This is a genomic window from Paenibacillus sp. VCA1 (assembly GCF_031583795.1).
GTDB classification, from domain to species: domain Bacteria; phylum Bacillota; class Bacilli; order Paenibacillales; family Paenibacillaceae; genus Paenibacillus_AQ; species Paenibacillus_AQ albilobatus.
The window spans coordinates 83,591-99,254 of the sequence record NZ_JAVLSX010000004.1 but is presented as its reverse complement, the minus strand read 5'-3'; the positions used below and the strand labels follow the sequence as shown (position 1 = coordinate 99,254).

Here is a 15,664-nt window from a genome sequence, read left to right as displayed (position 1 = left end):
CAAAGATCACTTTCCATGAAACTTCCGTTCCTTGTCCCTGCGGCCCTTGTCCGAGCCGGCCATCAGCTTGATGCCGCCCGCAATGAGCAGGATCGACACGATAGCAGGCTTCAAATAACGCATTTTATAGTCGATAAACCATTCCGGGAACCAGCGGTCAAGGAACGGGACCAAGATCGTGGATCCGACATAATAAAGACCGAGCAGCATGAGACCGATGCCCAGCCAGCGCTGGTGGTCGGATATGCCTTCGACGATCGGGTGGTCCACAAGAGGCTCGCGCCCATAGCGGCTCGTTTGCTGCAGACCGTCAAAAAACGAGAAAAACCAGACAAGCGGAATCAAAAAGAGAAACAAGGACAAACGCAGCACATCCAGCACATACACGCTGCCGAGGAAAATGATCATCAGCTGCAATCCTCTTTTTTGAAGACCGAGATACATATGCCCCGCACCCGGAAAAGCGGACAGCAGCGTCGCGATCACTTTGCTGCGTTTCCCTTCCCCGCGACCTGCCTCCATGTCGTCGAACAAAGAACGATCCTGGAGCTTTTCCCCCGCCTGCCTGCGGTGGATCAGCTGGACGGCATCAAACATGCAGTACAGCCAAATGATCGGCAGCACGCCGAGGAACAACAGAAAGATCGTATGGCTCGTAAGTCCGGTAAGGAAAAACATGATCGTGCCCAAGCCGAAAAAGGCGATCAAAAACGATAGTCCCCGCTGCATGAGTCCCATGTGCAGATGACCAAGCCCCGGCACAAAGGACAGCAAAATCGTATAAAACCGTTCGCTCTCCGGACTTTGTCCGGAGCTGGAATGAGGCGGGTGCGGACGAAATGCAGAACCGGCGCCGCCCATGCCCACCTGCCCGGGATACGGCTCCGGCCCGGCAGGCGGAATGCCCGGATTGGCATATGCCTGATAACCGTTCATATCATGTTCGTACGGCCGATAATCATTTGGCGGATATGCCGGCATCCGCAGCAAATACACGATCAAATCCAGCATGCATACAAGCCACAGCGCTATCGCGCAAACGGCCGTCAAACCTATAAAAAATCCCGCCTCGTAACTGTTGGCGACCGCCAGCATGAACCCGAACAAAATCCCCCCGAAAAACAGAAACGGATAAACGAACCCTCTTCCTTTTCTCCCCATATAATAATGCCCCAATCCAGGGATGAAGTTCAGTATAAAGGCCGTCATTTTATTGCGGTAAGGTTCCAAATTCATCTTTCCTTTCGTCATGTATTGCTTGAAAATTCGAAAATTCCGTTATCCCCCCGAAAAATTCGTCTGGAATCGGCATTAAGGCTTCAACCGGTCGATCCAGCCCGTCGTCACTTTGACCAGTTCTTCGCTGAAAGAAGCTTCCCTGGCATGTTTTTTTACGTGTTCCGGACCGGGCGAAAGCTTGTCGAACCACCCTGCCGAGAGGAAGATCAATGTCAGGCAGGCCGCTATGGCATAATGGAACAAACGGTGCTCGTACCAGCGGCGCCTGTCGTCCCTGGCCTCCATGTGTACGACTTTGGTTTCGGAACCGCCGATCCGCGTCATAACCATTTCCGTAAACCCCTCCGGACGCGGCAAAACGGGAAGCTCCGCCTCAACAAGTTCCAGCGCCTGCATGTACGACTCCAGCGCAAGTTCATTCTCCAAAAGCATCTCTTCCATGTATGCTTCCCGCTCCTGCACGGACTGGTCTCCGCGGATGTATGCCGCCCATTCTTCCACCGACGGAACGGCCTTCCGGTTGTCATTCATACCACTCTTCCTCCTTCCAGTGCTTCCGAATCCAGCTTCGGGCCCGGTAAAGCCTCGATTCTACCGTTTTCACCGCAATTTGTTGCTCTCTGGCGATCTGGTCATAACTTTTTTCCTCTATATAAAACTGAATTAAAATGTCCTTGTGCTGGGCGGGCAAACTGTCTATTTTCCTTTCCAGCAGCACATGTTTCTCTTTGCGGACCAACCGCCTCAGCGCATCCTCTTCCGACGACGGCAAATGTTCGATAAGTTCGCCTTCGGCCATCTGGTCCTCCCGCCGCCTGCCCAGCTTTCGTTTCGCGTCGATCGCTTTATTTACGGCAATGCGCGTAATCCATGTTTTCAACCCTTGGGAACGGTAATCCGGGAGAGATTTGTAGACTTGCAAAAAAACTTCCTGCGCGGCGTCTTCCGCCTCTTTGGCGTTCTTAAGCACCGAATAGGCGGTTTGGAACACATGCTGCCCGTACCGCTCGACAAGCATCCGGAATGCAGCCTGATCTCCGCGCCTGATTTGATCGATCAATCGTGCTTCGTCAATTTTTCTCTCCCCCTTCCCCGTAACAATAGACGACAACGATATTGCCACCCCTGCATTTTTTTCAAAAAAAATATTCTGGAACAAATTGCCCATTGAAGCTGACAAAAAGAAAAGCCCTTCCCGGCAAGGGAAAGGCTTGGGGCAGGTAGCCGTGTTATCTTTCGGCAGACAGCTTGCCGATCAGCGCAGGCAGCCAGGCGCGCAGCGGCAGGAACTCGAATCCAAGACGCTCCGCTTTGCCGGTGTCCATCAGCCAAGAGTCCGGAACGCCAAACGGCGATTTGTCCTCATCCTGAGGCTGCTTGGTGAGCACCGCTTTTTTTCCGGTTTCTTTTTCGATCCAGCGGAGCAGTTCGGACAACTTCACTTCGCCTTGCGAGCATGCGTTGATCGGGCCTTCGACGCGCTGCTTTCTAAGCCAGTTAAGAAAAGACGCCGCTTCGCCGGAGGAGATAAAGCACATCTCCGCCTTCAGGTTCGGAATGCCCATCGGCCGCTCCTGTTTCACGTGATCGACATGAAATTCAAGGCGGCCGGTGTAATCATCTTCTCCAAGCACGATCGGGAAACGAACCGCCGCAACCGGAAAATCGGCATGCTGAAAAAATACCGCTTCGGCCAGCCGCTTCCCTTCCCCATAAGGAAAATCGTCCTTTCCGCCAAGCGTCACCGGGTAAATATACGGATTTACGTCATTTTCCTTATATTTGTGCGGAGCCGGCTCATACACGGACAACGTTGAAGTGAGAATATATCTCCTTACCTTTCCTTGGAACACTTCGCAGGCATCCTTCGCAGCTTGCGGAGAATAGCAGATATTATCAAAAACGGTATCCCATTCGCGCCCCTCTGCGACGGTTTTCATTAGCGATGTTTTATCTTCACGGTCCAACTGGATGCGTTCCACCCGATCGCCGAAATCATCCTTGGTTTTCCCGCGGGTGGCAATCGTCACCTTAAAACCTTCGTCCAGCAGCAGCTCAACAAGCCGCTTGCCGAAAAAGCGCGTTCCGCCCAACACCAATATGTTCTTCATGGATATCCTCCCACTATCGATATCAGATCAATCATTCCTTATGTATTTTACCACAAAAGCGTGCCTTCCGAATGCTTCGGAAAGGCACGCTTTGCGTGGTTTTATATTTCAAGAAAAATTCCCGTTAACCGCGGCCATCTTATGTCAAAGTGCGCCGATTTTTATTTTCGTTATGCTCGTCCGCCATTGCGGAATTTTTGCGTATAGGCTTTCGCATCGCTGACCGTTTTGACGCGGTTGCGGCTCCATTCAAGCAAAATCCGGTCGATATACCGGAAATGAACCTTTCCGGCGAAAACCGCTTCCTTTAATGCCATCCGGATCAATTCTTCCGGATACCGGTCGTCGTCGATCCAGCCGGAAATCGTTTCGCATTCCATCGGCGATAGCGGCCGCCCGAATTCCTTCTCGAATACGACGAACAGATTGCTGCCCGGCTCCTGCTCGGGCTCCGCCGCCGTGTTCCGGCGGGTAGGCTGTTCGGACGGATGACGATGCTGCTCGGCCAGAAGCCGGCCCAGCTTCTCGTACAAGCCGGACAGGTTGTAGCGTTCGTATTGAATGTTCCGCAATTCGTCCAGCTCTTCGTCGATGCTGATCATCCCCGCTTTGAGCAGCTTCTGAAGGTTTTGCGCGATGGCTTGGGCCGAAATTCCCATCACTTCCTGAAGCTCTTCCAGTGTCGGAAAATCTTTTTGCTCCACCTGCTTGAACGAAATAAGGTGAATCAGCAGAAGCACCTCTTGATCGCTTAGCTTCAGCTTGCGGTAGTGCCGAAGCAGCATGTGCGGAATGATCGCCATGCCCGCTCCCAAGCCGGCCGAAGCTCCATCGGCCCATGTCTTCCATCCTGCGCTGTCCATGATCGTCATCTCTCCCAATTAAGGATAGAGGCGATACAGCGTGCGAGGGAACGGAATCGTTTCACGGACGTGGTCCAGACCGCAAATCCAAGCTACCGTACGTTCCAGACCGAGGCCGAATCCGGAGTGCGGAACGGTGCCATACGTGCGCAGATCCATATACCACTGATACGTTTCCATCGACAGGTCATGTTCTTTAAAGCGTTGTTCCAACAGCTGAGGATCGTCGATCCGCTGCGAACCGCCGATGATTTCGCCGTAGCCTTCCGGCGCGATCATGTCCGCGCACAGCACGACTTCCGGACGGTTCGGGTCCGGTTTCATATAGAATGCCTTAATTCCGGCCGGATAATGCGTGATGAACACGGGCTTGTCGTATTTTTCGGCAATCGCCGTTTCATGCGGAGCGCCGAAGTCCTCGCCCCAAGGAATGTCGAAGCCTTCCCCTTGCAGGAACTTGATGGCATCGTCGTACGTGATGCGCGGGAACGGAGCTTTGATGCTTTCCAGCTTGGAAACATCGCGTCCGACCGTCTCAAGCTCCGTTCTGCAGTTTTTCACGACGGATTGAACGACATGCTCGATAAACCGCTCCTGGATCCGAAGGCTTTCCTCGTGATCGGTGAAAGCCATTTCCGGCTCGATCATCCAAAACTCGATCAGGTGGCGGCGGGTTTTGGATTTTTCGGCCCGGAACGTCGGTCCGAAGGAATATACTTTGCCGAGCGCCATCGCCGCGGCTTCCATGTACAGCTGACCGCTCTGCGTCAAATAGGCATCCTCTTCGAAATATTTCGTGTGGAACAGGTTCGTCGTTCCTTCTGCGGATGTCGGAGTCAAAATCGGCGGATCGACCAGTGTGAATCCGTTTTGATCGAAAAATTCCTGAATGGCGCGGATGATTTCACTGCGGATGACCAGAATGGCGCGCTGTTTCGGCGCGCGCAGCCACAGGTGGCGATGGTCCATCAGGAAATCGACGCCGTGTTCTTTCGGGGTAATCGGATAATTTTCGGTCAGGTGGATAATCTCGATTCCCGTCACCGTCATCTCGTAGCCGGATTGGCTCCGGGGCTCTTCGCGGATGACGCCGGTCACGTAGACCGAGCTTTCCTGCGTCAAGCTTTTGGCGTCATTCCATACTTGCTCGGAAACCTCGCTTTTGACGACGACGCCTTGAATATATCCGCTGCCGTCACGCAGCTGCAGAAACTGGATTTTTCCGCTGGAACGTTTGTTATGAATCCAACTGCCGATCGTAACGGTTTCTCCTACGTGCTTATTCACGTCACGAATCACACTTTTGGTGGCCATGCCTAAATCTCTCCCTTTACAATAACTTGCTTAAATTCGAGCCATCGAATCTACGACTTCAATCCCTTTACAAGGCGGTTTGTGTCCCGGGCAATGACAAGCTCTTCGTTGGTCGGAACCACCAGGACTTCCACCTTGGAATTGGCCGAAGAAATGCGGCGCGGTTCGCCGGAGCGGATCTCGTTTAATTCCTTATCCAGCTCGACGCCCAGATAAGTCAAATTTTCGCATACTTTCTCCCGCAAAACAACCGAATTCTCTCCGACGCCTGCCGTGAAGACGATCGCATCGACGCCGTTCATGACGGCCGCATACGAACCGATGTATTTGCGGAGGCGGTATTCGTACATGTCGAATGCCAGCTTTGAATTGGCGTCGCCGTTTTGCATCCCTTCGGTAATTTCCCGCATATCGCTGCTTATGCCCGAAATCGCCAAAAGTCCGCTATGTTTGTTCAGCATCGAATTGACTTCGTTGACCGTCAGTTCTTCTTTGTTCATGACAAAAGGTACGATCGCCGGGTCCAGATCGCCGCTGCGCGTTCCCATCATCAAACCTTCAAGCGGCGTCATGCCCATCGAAGTATCGATGGAACGCCCGTTTTTGACGGCCGTGAGGCTGGCTCCGTTGCCGATATGGCAGGTGATGATTTTCAAATCCTCGATGTTGCGGCCAAGGAATTCCGCAGCAGCCAGGCTGACGTAATCATGCGACGTGCCGTGGGCGCCGTAACGTCTTACTTTATGTTTTTTGTAGAGCACTCTCGGAATGGCGTACAGATAAGCATGCTCCGGCATCGATTGATGGAAGGCGGTATCGAAAACGACCACCTGCGGAATGCTCGGCATGTTGGCTTCGGCAGCCTTGATCCCCATCATGGAAGCCGGGTTATGAAGCGGAGCCAGGTCGAACAGCTGGCGGATTTTGGACTTCACGTCGCTGTCGACGATCGCAGACTCGCCAAAATACTCGCCGCCGTGGACAACGCGGTGCCCGACCGCTTCGATCTCGCCGATCGAGCCGATCACGCCGTGCTCGGGGCTTGTCAGCAGGCCGAGCACTTTGCGAATCGCCGTCGTATGCTCCAAGATCTCGCTGACTTCCGTCACCTCGGCTTTGCCCGTAGGTTTGTGGGTCACGATGGAAGAATCCATCCCGATTCGCTCTACCAAACCTTTGGCAAGTACCGATTCGTCGGTCATGTCGTACAGCTGGTATTTGAGGGAAGAACTTCCCGCGTTGATTACTAGAATTTTCATGCCCGGTCACCATCCTTGTCATACTTGAAGAAGCCTTCGCCCGTTTTGACGCCCAAATGCCCCGCGCGCACCATCTTTTTAAGCACGATCGAAGGACGGTATTTCAGTTCGCCGAATTCGCGGAACATCCGCTCCAAAGCCGCAAGAACGGAATCCAGGCCGAAGCGGTCGGCCATCTCCAGCGGACCGTATTGGAACTGATACCCGATGCGCATCGCATCGTCGATGTCCTCGGGAGACGCAACCCCTTCCTGGAGAATGTGCAGCGCTTCGTTGATCATGAGGCAGATCATCCGGCTGGACACGAAACCTGGAGATTCGTATACCATGATGCCTTTTTTGTGAACGACTTCCTCGACAAAACGTTTCGTTTCCGTGAAGGTCGTGTCCGATGTTTTTAATCCGCGGATAATTTCCACCAGATCCACTTTGCTGACCGGATGAATGAAATGCATGCCGATGACGCGCTCCGGATACATGGTCGAGCTGGCCAGCTCGGTCAAGCTGAGCGAAGAAGTATTGCTGGCAAGAATAATATGGCTAGGGCATACCTGATCCAGCTGGGAGAAGACGACGCGTTTTGCGTCCAGGTCTTCGGAAATCGTTTCGATGACCATGTCGCAAGTGCCGAGCTCCGCAAGATGCACCACTTTATGAATTCTGCCCAAAATCAATTTTTTTTCCGCTTGGGTAATCGCCCATTTTTCAAGCTGCTTATCCAGGCTGAGTTCGATCATGGAATAAGAGTAATCGAGCTTCTCCGGCGTTTTTTCCACGAGCAGCACATCGAGGCCGCGTGTCGCCAGCATCTCGGCGATGCCTTGGCCCATCGTACCGCCGCCGATAACGCCAATCTTTTTAAAATACATGTTTCTCTTCCACCTTCCTATGGCCACTTATGCTTTTTCTATGTTGTACCCATATAACCTTTTGTATGTGAGGTACATGGTGACCCAAACTATAATAATAACTTAGCATAAAAAAAAAGTAAAAAAAAAGACCAGCATCATAGAATTATGCTGGTAATTGGGAATGTTCACGAAATAGTCGACGGAATTGGTCGCCGGACAGCGTTTCTTCCTTTAAAAGGATATCGAGCGACTGCTCGTAGATTGTACGGCGTTCTTCCAGCATCGTCCGTGTCCGTTTCATGAGATCTTCCAGGATGGCGGTATTTTCTTTCATCAGCTCTTCTTTCGTGACCATATCCAAATCCACGATGCCTAGCGAGGTCAATCCGGATTTCATCATGGTCTGCACGATGTTGAGCGCCTGCTCGAAGTCGTTGCTTGAACCCGTGCTTCGTCCGCCGTAGAAAATTTCTTCCGACGCAGCTCCTCCAAGCGCAATCATAATCTGCTCTTCCAGGAACGTTTTCGTATACAGATACTGCTCCTGCGTCGGATTATGACGCACATATCCAAGCGCTTTGCCGCGCGGGCTGAGCGCTACCTGGCTCACGCTGCCGGGCCGTACGAGCTCCGCCATGATGGCATGTCCGAGTTCGTGGATCGCGACGCGTTTTTTCTCTTCCAGCGTCGATTCACGGTCGGTGCGTTCGCCCATCATCACTTTGTCAATGGACATGGACAAATGTTTTTGTTCTATTTCTTTCAGCCCTTCACGCATCGCATAAATGGCTGCTTCATTCATGACGCTCTCCAGCTGGGCCCCGGAAAAGCCAAAGGATTCTTCGGCGATTTTTCCGAGATCGACATCGGTTTTCAGCGGTTTGTTTTTTGCATGGAGCCGGAGAATATGCTCCCGGCCCTTTTTGTCGGGCAGATCGACCTGGATATGCCGGTCGAAGCGGCCCGGACGGAGCAGCGCGCTGTCGAGCATTTCTTTGCGGTTCGTCGCCGCGATCAGCAAAATTCTCGGACTGTCGGACGAATAAATTCCGTCCATCTCGGTCAGCAGCTGGTTCAGCGTCTGGTCGTATTCGCGCTGCTGGCCGCCCTCGCGTTTGCCGCCGATGACGTCGATCTCATCGATGAAAATGATGGCGCTTTGCTTGTTTTCCTTCACGGCTCGGTTTCGCGCTTCGCGGAACAATTCACGCACACGTCCCGCGCCGACGCCGACGTACATTTCGACGAATTCGCTGCCTGAAGAAGCCACGAATACCGAATCCGTGTAATGAGCCGCGGCTTTGGCCATCAGCGTCTTGCCTGTTCCGGGAGGACCCGTGAGCAGAATCCCTTTTAACGGGCGGATGCCCAGCTTGCGGATCTCTTCATGTTTGATCAAAAAATCCAGGGCTTCCATCAGCTCCTGCTTGGCATGATCCTGCCCGCCGATTTCTTCGAACGTCAGCTTCTTGGGGCCTCTCTTCTTGCGTTTGCGTTCCGTTCCGGCCCCTACGGCCAGCCCGCCGCGAACGCTCGCCATGAACAGCAGCCCGCCGACAAGCAGCGTCGCGATGATCAGCGGAATGATGTTGACGCCGATATATGCCAGAAATATGAGCAGCACCGGAACGAATCCGATGAGAATCTCTTTGGACCATCTAGGCATTATTCCCACACCCCAATCTTTCCGGGGTTCCGGGGTAATACGATAAATTTGCTGTGTTCGCCGTCGCTAAGGCCGATATACACGTTTTTGGCATCCATTTCCGTTTGGGTTTTAATGCCGGTATCTTTCGCAAGCTGATCCAGCTTGGCCGGAATTTCGGTATATTTCTTGTTATCCATCGCTTCCGCTACGGAAAACATGGCCGAGTCCCAAAAACGGTTCAGCTTATCGGAAGAGTGGTCCACAAAGTCGAAATTCAGCTCGCGGTTCCCCACCACCGATTTGCCTTGCGTCGTAATTTGATTCACAAGGCCGGAAAGGTTCGTGTCCGGCTTCAAATCCAGCTTCAGGTTGATCTGATTGCGGCTAATATCGAATTGGGCGTTGTTGACGCCTTTATAATTTTGAACGATTTTCTGCAGCGGACCCTGCATCGTCGTCTGGCGGTAAATGAACCAGCCTCCGAACAGCAGCGCCGCCGATATGACAACAGTAATCGCAATTGGTATTGGACGCAGTTTCAAAACGTATGTCCTCCTCTCATATTCTAAAACTATTTTCTATATATATATCATACGAAAAATAGACAACCGCGGCAAAGAGCTTTAAGCATAAGCATCTCGTCACGGTCATTCAGGACTTTTCCGATTTGCATTTCGACACGACTGTCACACCAGATCGATAGAGTATATCGAATCACTACAATGAAGAGTATATCACATCGTATATACTAAATCGAAGGTAATGTGTGAAAGTATTTAAAATATTATCCTGCTCACGCCAAAGAACCCCATTTTCATGAGGTTCTTTTTCATTCTTGAACGGACAAATCTACATATGACGCCTATTTTTCATTACCGGTTCGGCAGCGTAAACGGGCCTCCGATGCTTTGGCCGTCGCTAAACCGATAGAATTGGTAGTAATAATGATCCTTCGACCAGTAAAAAAGCTGCCAGGCATACTGGCCGTTATACATTCCAGGCACGATCTTCAGCTTTTTCACGTCGGGTATCTCCTTCAGCGCCTTCTCCCTGACCTGATTTTCCGAAATGCCGTTTGAAAGCAGCTCTTCGTGAACCGTGCCTTCGCCGGATTTGACTTTGCCGTCTTCGTCCATCGTTACCCATACCATCACCGGCCGATTGTCTTTGTCCAAGCCTTCGATCGCCCAGCAGATCGTATCCCACACCGATTTTTGGGCTTCGGTCACCTTTACGAGGCTGGTCTCCTGCTTCGCCTTCAGAATCGCTGCCGTCTCCTGGGCCCGGATGTCCTGAGTTACGTATATGTAATAACGGTAAAGTCCGAAAACAAGCAGCAGCAAAACGACGATTCCGAGAAAAATCCATTTCTTCTTATTCTTCAGCATAAGCTCCCCTATCTGTTGCCGTCCTATCGGGCCAAGAGACCTTCAAAAGCGGCTTGGGCTTCCCGGCGGATGCGCTCTTCGTCCATGGTCAGGCAGGCGCCGTGTTTCACGACCTGCTTGCCGTCCACCCATACGTGCTCGACGTCTTTGCCGCAAGCTGAATAAATGGCGTGGGAAATCAGATCGGTGTGCGGAAGAAAATGGGCCTGGTCGGTGTTGAGCGCGATGAAATCGGCTTTCATTCCCGGAGCCAGCGTGCCGACGTCTTTCAGGAAAAGGGACTCCGCGCCGTGGACCGTTCCCATTTTCAGCGCTTCGTACGCCGGAATTGCCGTCGGATCGCCGGAAACCCCTTTATGGATCAATGCGGCGAGACGCATTTCTTCGAACATATCCAAATTGTTATTGCTTGCCGCTCCGTCGGTTCCCAGAGAGACCGTCACTCCGGCCTTGAGCAAGTCCGTCACGCGCGCCACGCCGCTTGCCAGCTTCAGGTTGCTTCCCGGGTTATGGGAAACGGCCACGTTGTTGCTCGCCAAAATGCCGATTTCTTCATCGGTCAAATGAACGGCATGCGCCACCAGAGACGGTCTCGAAAATACGCCGAGCTTTTCCAGATGGGCAACCGGACGCAAACCGTATTCCTTGACGTTTTGCTCCACTTCGGCCATCGTTTCGGACATATGGGTATGCATCGGCAGATCCATATCATGCGCCGCCTGCACGAATTTTTCGATATAATCCGGAGGGCAGGTATACGGCGCATGCGGCGAAATCATGGTCGTGATCCGGCCGTTGGCCTTTCCGTTCCAGTCGCGCGCGAATTGGATCGCCTCGTTCAGCTTGTGGCGCTGAAGCTCCTCGGAACACAAACCGATGACGCCGCGCATCAGGGAGGCGCGGATTCCCGATTCTTCCGTCACTTTCGCCACTTGATCCATATGGTCGTACATGTCGAGGAAGGTTGTCGTGCCGCCTTTCAGCATTTCCAGTACGGATAAGGACGTACCCCAGTAGACATCGGATGAAGTGAATTTGGCTTCCATCGGCCACATTTTTTCCTGAAGCCAGATTTGCAGGGCCAGATCATCCCCGTATCCGCGCAGCAGCGACATCGCCGCATGTCCGTGCGTATTGACCAATCCGGGCATAAAAAACAGATGCGTCCCGTCGAATACGGGAACATCGCCTTCAAGTTCCGGTTTTTCTTCCCCGATATAAGCGATGCGGTCGTCCTCGATCACCATATATCCGCGGATTACCGGCTTGTCTTGATCAGGCACGGCAAAGCTGCCGTTCGCGATGATCCATTTATTCGTTGTCTTGTTCTCCGTCATCGGTAGAACCTTCCTTTCCGTTATCCAAATAATATGCCAAGCTCAGCAGGTCGGTCGTAAAGTCCGCCGCATGAATCCGGATGTTGGCCGGAGCCTTCAGGATCGTCGGCGCGAAGTTCAGAATCGCTTCGATTCCGGCCCCGATCAATTGATCCGCCACGTTCTGGGCTTCGACGGCGGGCACGGTGATGATGCCGATCCGGATATTGTGCTTTTTGATCGTGTCCGTCATTTCCTCCATCGGCTGCACCGTAAGCGTATTGATCCGTTTTCCGATCTTTTTCGGATTTTCGTCGAACACCGCCACGATTTTAATGTTTTCGCGAAGGTAATAGTTGTAATTCGAAAGGGCCTGGCCCAAATTCCCGGCGCCTACCAGCACCGCGTTGATCTGCTGGTCCAGGTTCAGAATGTGGCGGATTTTTTCGATCAGGTACGAAACGTCATACCCGATCCCTTTCCGGCCGAAATCGCCGAAATAGGCAAGATCCTTGCGGATTTGCGCCGGATTCAGGTCGAGTTTCAGGCCAAGCTCCTGGGAGGAGACCGTCGCAACCTCCCGCTTGTTCAAATCATTCAAATAACGTAAATATACAGGCAGTCTGCGGACGACCGCTTCGGAAATTTTCTCCGATTTCATGCTTGTTCCCCCTATTTAACAGCTTAATTTCTATCGTTAACATCGTATGAAAAGAGGTGCGTTAACCCTCTTGAAGCCATTCAGATATACGGGGAACCATTTTTTCCGTATTCATATGCTCCATCTTTGGCCCCGGCAAGGAGTAGAGAAAATATTTCCCGTAATAAGACTCGATCACCCGCGTATCGTAAACGATGACGATGCCGCGGTCATTCGCCGTGCGAACCAAGCGGCCGAACCCCTGTTTAAAACGGATAACCGCTTGAGGCACGGAAAGCTTCATGAACGGATTTTTTTTCTGGCGCTGTAAAAGCTCCGCTTTCGCTTCGTACAGCGGATGGTTTGGCGGCTGGAACGGAAGCCTTACGATCGCAAGGCAGGTCAATGCCTCGCCGGGGATATCGACCCCTTCCCAGAAGCTGCTCGTACCGAGCAGCACCGAAGCGCTGCTGTCCTGGAAACGTCTGATGAGCTTGGTACGGCTGCCGCTGTCGACGCCTTGGCCGAGAACGGTGATGTCGCTGCCCGCAAGGGTGTTTTTCAACGGCTCATGCACCTGCCGCAGCATCCGGTACGAAGTGAACAGCACCAGCATCCGCCCGTGCGTCGCAACGGCCGCGTCCGCCAAGGAGCGCACCAGCGTATCGACGAACACGGCGTCGCCGACGCTTCCTTTGACGCTGGGGAAATCCCGCGGGATGACGAGAAGCGCCTGATCCCGGTATTTGAACGGAGACGGAAGCTGCACGGTCACGAGGCGACCGCTTTCCTGGTCTTCCTCCAGGCCGAGATTGTCGATCATATATTGGAAGGATTTGTCTACCGACAACGTCGCCGACGTTAAAATAACGCTTTTCTTTTTGTCGAAAAACAATTCCTTCAGCTGTTTGCTGACATCCACCGGGACCGCGTACAACTGCAGCGATTTGCTGCGGAAATGGCTGCTGGCTTCCATCCAATAAACGACGGTTTCATCGTTCAAGTTCATGAAGGTCCGCAGGTCGTCGCGTTCGGCGGCAAGATCCTTGAACAGGCCGCTGAGGTCTGTAATCAGGCTGTCGGCGCTGTAATCGTCTTCGTTTTCCTTGTATTCCGCCAGCATTTTTTCGCCGCGGCGGACGATCTCGCTGATTTTGACGTGGATCTGGTTTTCCAGCCCCTTCAGCGCTTCCCACTCCTGCGGCCATTTCGACGGCTGCAGCCGGAGCACGAATTGCCCCGCTTCGCCCGGCGAAACGTCATTTCGTTCCGGCATCAGGGCGAAAAGGGATTCGCTGAGCTTATCCCATGTTTCCTTGACGTCCACCAAATCTTCGCTCATGCGGTCAATCGCGGCGATCCAGTCGCTTGCCCGCTCCTGTCCGGACGGCTGCAGCTGCTGGCGAAGAGCGATAAGCTGTCCGCTGCGCGAATCTTTGTACAGCCGTGTCAGCGTGTGGACGACGCTAAAATACTTCATATTCAGGCCTAGATGCTTGCCGGCCACGTCCTCCAAATGATGGGCCTCGTCGATGACGAGACGTTCGTAAGACGGCAGCAGCTGATGTCCTGCTTTGACGTCGGTGAACAGCTTGGAGTGGTTCGTGATGACCACGTCCGCGATGCCCGCCTCATGTTTCGCCCGGTGGTAATAACATTTGCGGAACCATGGGCAGCTTCGTCCCAGGCAGGAATCCGAATCGCTGCTTACCGTTTCCCAGAAATCGCCGCCCCTTCCGCCGAGATTCAGTTCTTCGTCATCCCCGTTTTCGGTCTGCGCCAGCCATACGATCATTTGCGCCGCCGTAATCGTATCTTCCTTGGGATTAAAAAAGTCTCTTCTGTTTATTTTATGTTCAAATTTTCTCAAACACAAATAATGTTGTCTGCCCTTAAAGACGGCCGCCTTGAACGGAAACGGCACAACCTGCGTCAATAAAGGCACGTCCCGCTCGCGCAGCTGCTCCTGAAGGTTGATCGTATGCGTGCTGATCATCACTTTCTGCTGCTGCTTGACGCTTTGGTATATGGATGGAATGAGGTAACCAAGCGATTTGCCGGTCCCCGTTCCCGCTTCGATCAGCAAATGCTTGTCTTCATTCAGCGCGTTCATCACCTGGTCGAACATCATCGATTGCGGTTCGCGCTCCTCGTATTGGGGCATAATTAGTTTAAGCCGTTTCTGGATTTCGCCCAAATATTCGTCAAATTCCATCCCGGCGAGCGGATTGCCTTCCGCCTCGTCCCGCGGAGGTTTCATCTCGGTCCAGTCTTCGACGGCCAGGGCGAACTGACGGTAGAAATTGTGGCTGTTCAAGTCCTGGATCGGCTCCTGCTCTTTTTCCTGGCACAATCCGTCGAAAAACCACCCGAGGTCGCTGTCTTCATCCGCAAACAGCTCGCTGAGCCGCTGCAGCGTAATGAGCGGAAGGTCGTTTAATTCTGCCAGACATTTCAAAAATACATATGCCGTGGCCAACGCATCGCTATCCGCCTGATGGGGACGGTCATGCTGGATGCCGAAATGCGACGTCACCTGTCCCAATTGGTAGGAGGTCAACGACGGAAAACATATTTTCAGAAAATCCAGCGTGTCGAGAATTCGCCCGGAGAACGGAAGATACCCGCTGCTGTCGAGCGCGTTCTGCAGGAAATTGAAGTCAAACGCGACGTTGTGCCCCACCAGAACGACATCGTCCAGCATCGGCACGAGTTCCATCAGCATCTCTTCCAACGGCGGCGCATCCGCCACATCCTCTTCCGTAATGCCGGTAAGCCCCGTAATGAACGGCGGTATTTCCACCGTCGGTTTGACATAGGAACCGTACACGCGGGATATGGTCAAATCTTCTTCTATGATGGCAAGTCCAACTTGAATGATTTCATCGGCGGACTGGTTGCCTGTCGTTTCAAAATCCAGTACGGCAAATTTCATGATTCTTTTAATCCTTTCATTCCAGTCTCAATTACCAGCATAACAGAAGATTTCACATTTGAAAATTAACGGACAGCAAAAAGGCGATGCGCTAGGCGCT

14 protein-coding genes are annotated in these 15,664 nt (G+C 52.7%); all 14 read right to left on the bottom strand.

Translation table 11 applies throughout. The features are described 5' to 3' along the window. Positions 1 to 6: 6 nt before the first annotated feature. The gene (locus RJP21_RS09685) at positions 7 to 1,236 is read right to left on the bottom strand and encodes a hypothetical protein (RefSeq protein ID WP_397386201.1); all 1,230 of its coding nucleotides are present in this window, start codon (positions 1,234 to 1,236) and stop codon (positions 7 to 9) included. 75 nt (positions 1,237 to 1,311) lie between these two features. After that, positions 1,312 to 1,770 (bottom strand): hypothetical protein, encoded by a 459-nt coding sequence (locus RJP21_RS09680; protein ID WP_310859087.1) that lies wholly within the window; start codon positions 1,768 to 1,770, stop codon positions 1,312 to 1,314. Then, the gene (locus tag RJP21_RS09675; protein ID WP_310859086.1) at positions 1,763 to 2,350 is read right to left on the bottom strand and encodes an RNA polymerase sigma factor; all 588 of its coding nucleotides are present in this window, start codon (positions 2,348 to 2,350) and stop codon (positions 1,763 to 1,765) included. Before RJP21_RS09675 ends, RJP21_RS09680 begins: the two co-directional genes overlap by 8 nt. 118 nt (positions 2,351 to 2,468) lie before the next feature. Beyond that, positions 2,469 to 3,350 carry an NAD-dependent epimerase/dehydratase family protein gene (locus RJP21_RS09670; RefSeq protein ID WP_310859085.1) on the bottom strand — a complete coding sequence of 294 codons (882 nt, stop codon included), beginning with the start codon at positions 3,348 to 3,350 and terminating at the stop codon, positions 2,469 to 2,471. A gap of 170 nt (positions 3,351 to 3,520) precedes the next feature. Next, positions 3,521 to 4,213, bottom strand: coding sequence for a DnaD domain protein (locus RJP21_RS09665; protein ID WP_310859084.1), 693 nt, complete (start codon positions 4,211 to 4,213; stop codon positions 3,521 to 3,523). An 18-nt stretch (positions 4,214 to 4,231) separates the two neighbouring features. Further along, entirely contained in the window at positions 4,232 to 5,527 is a 1,296-nt protein-coding gene (gene asnS / locus RJP21_RS09660; protein ID WP_310859083.1) for an asparagine--tRNA ligase, read from the bottom strand. Positions 5,528 to 5,577: 50 nt separating this feature from the next. Continuing rightward, positions 5,578 to 6,786, bottom strand: coding sequence for an acetate/propionate family kinase (locus tag RJP21_RS09655; protein ID WP_310859082.1), 1,209 nt, complete (start codon positions 6,784 to 6,786; stop codon positions 5,578 to 5,580). After that, entirely contained in the window at positions 6,783 to 7,655 is an 873-nt protein-coding gene (locus RJP21_RS09650) for a 3-hydroxyacyl-CoA dehydrogenase family protein (protein ID WP_160041356.1), read from the bottom strand. The genes RJP21_RS09655 and RJP21_RS09650 overlap by 4 nt, the downstream gene beginning before the upstream one ends. A gap of 145 nt (positions 7,656 to 7,800) precedes the next feature. Further along, positions 7,801 to 9,303 (bottom strand): AAA family ATPase, encoded by a 1,503-nt coding sequence (locus tag RJP21_RS09645; protein ID WP_310859081.1) that lies wholly within the window; start codon positions 9,301 to 9,303, stop codon positions 7,801 to 7,803. Continuing rightward, positions 9,303 to 9,827, bottom strand: a complete 525-nt coding sequence (locus RJP21_RS09640) for a hypothetical protein (protein WP_160041352.1) — start codon at positions 9,825 to 9,827, stop codon at positions 9,303 to 9,305. The genes RJP21_RS09645 and RJP21_RS09640 overlap by 1 nt, the downstream gene beginning before the upstream one ends. A 330-nt stretch (positions 9,828 to 10,157) precedes the next feature. After that, entirely contained in the window at positions 10,158 to 10,673 is a 516-nt protein-coding gene (locus RJP21_RS09635) for a cell wall elongation regulator TseB-like domain-containing protein (RefSeq protein WP_160041350.1), read from the bottom strand. Between the two features lie 23 nt (positions 10,674 to 10,696). Then, positions 10,697 to 12,010, bottom strand: coding sequence for an amidohydrolase (locus RJP21_RS09630; RefSeq protein ID WP_310859080.1), 1,314 nt, complete (start codon positions 12,008 to 12,010; stop codon positions 10,697 to 10,699). Next, positions 11,985 to 12,650, bottom strand: coding sequence for a redox-sensing transcriptional repressor Rex (locus RJP21_RS09625; protein WP_160041346.1), 666 nt, complete (start codon positions 12,648 to 12,650; stop codon positions 11,985 to 11,987). Before RJP21_RS09625 ends, RJP21_RS09630 begins: the two co-directional genes overlap by 26 nt. A 61-nt stretch (positions 12,651 to 12,711) precedes the next feature. Then, complete coding sequence (dinG, locus tag RJP21_RS09620; protein WP_310859079.1) at positions 12,712 to 15,564, bottom strand: ATP-dependent DNA helicase DinG; 2,853 nt, start codon at positions 15,562 to 15,564, stop codon at positions 12,712 to 12,714. Positions 15,565 to 15,664: the final 100 nt, after the last annotated feature.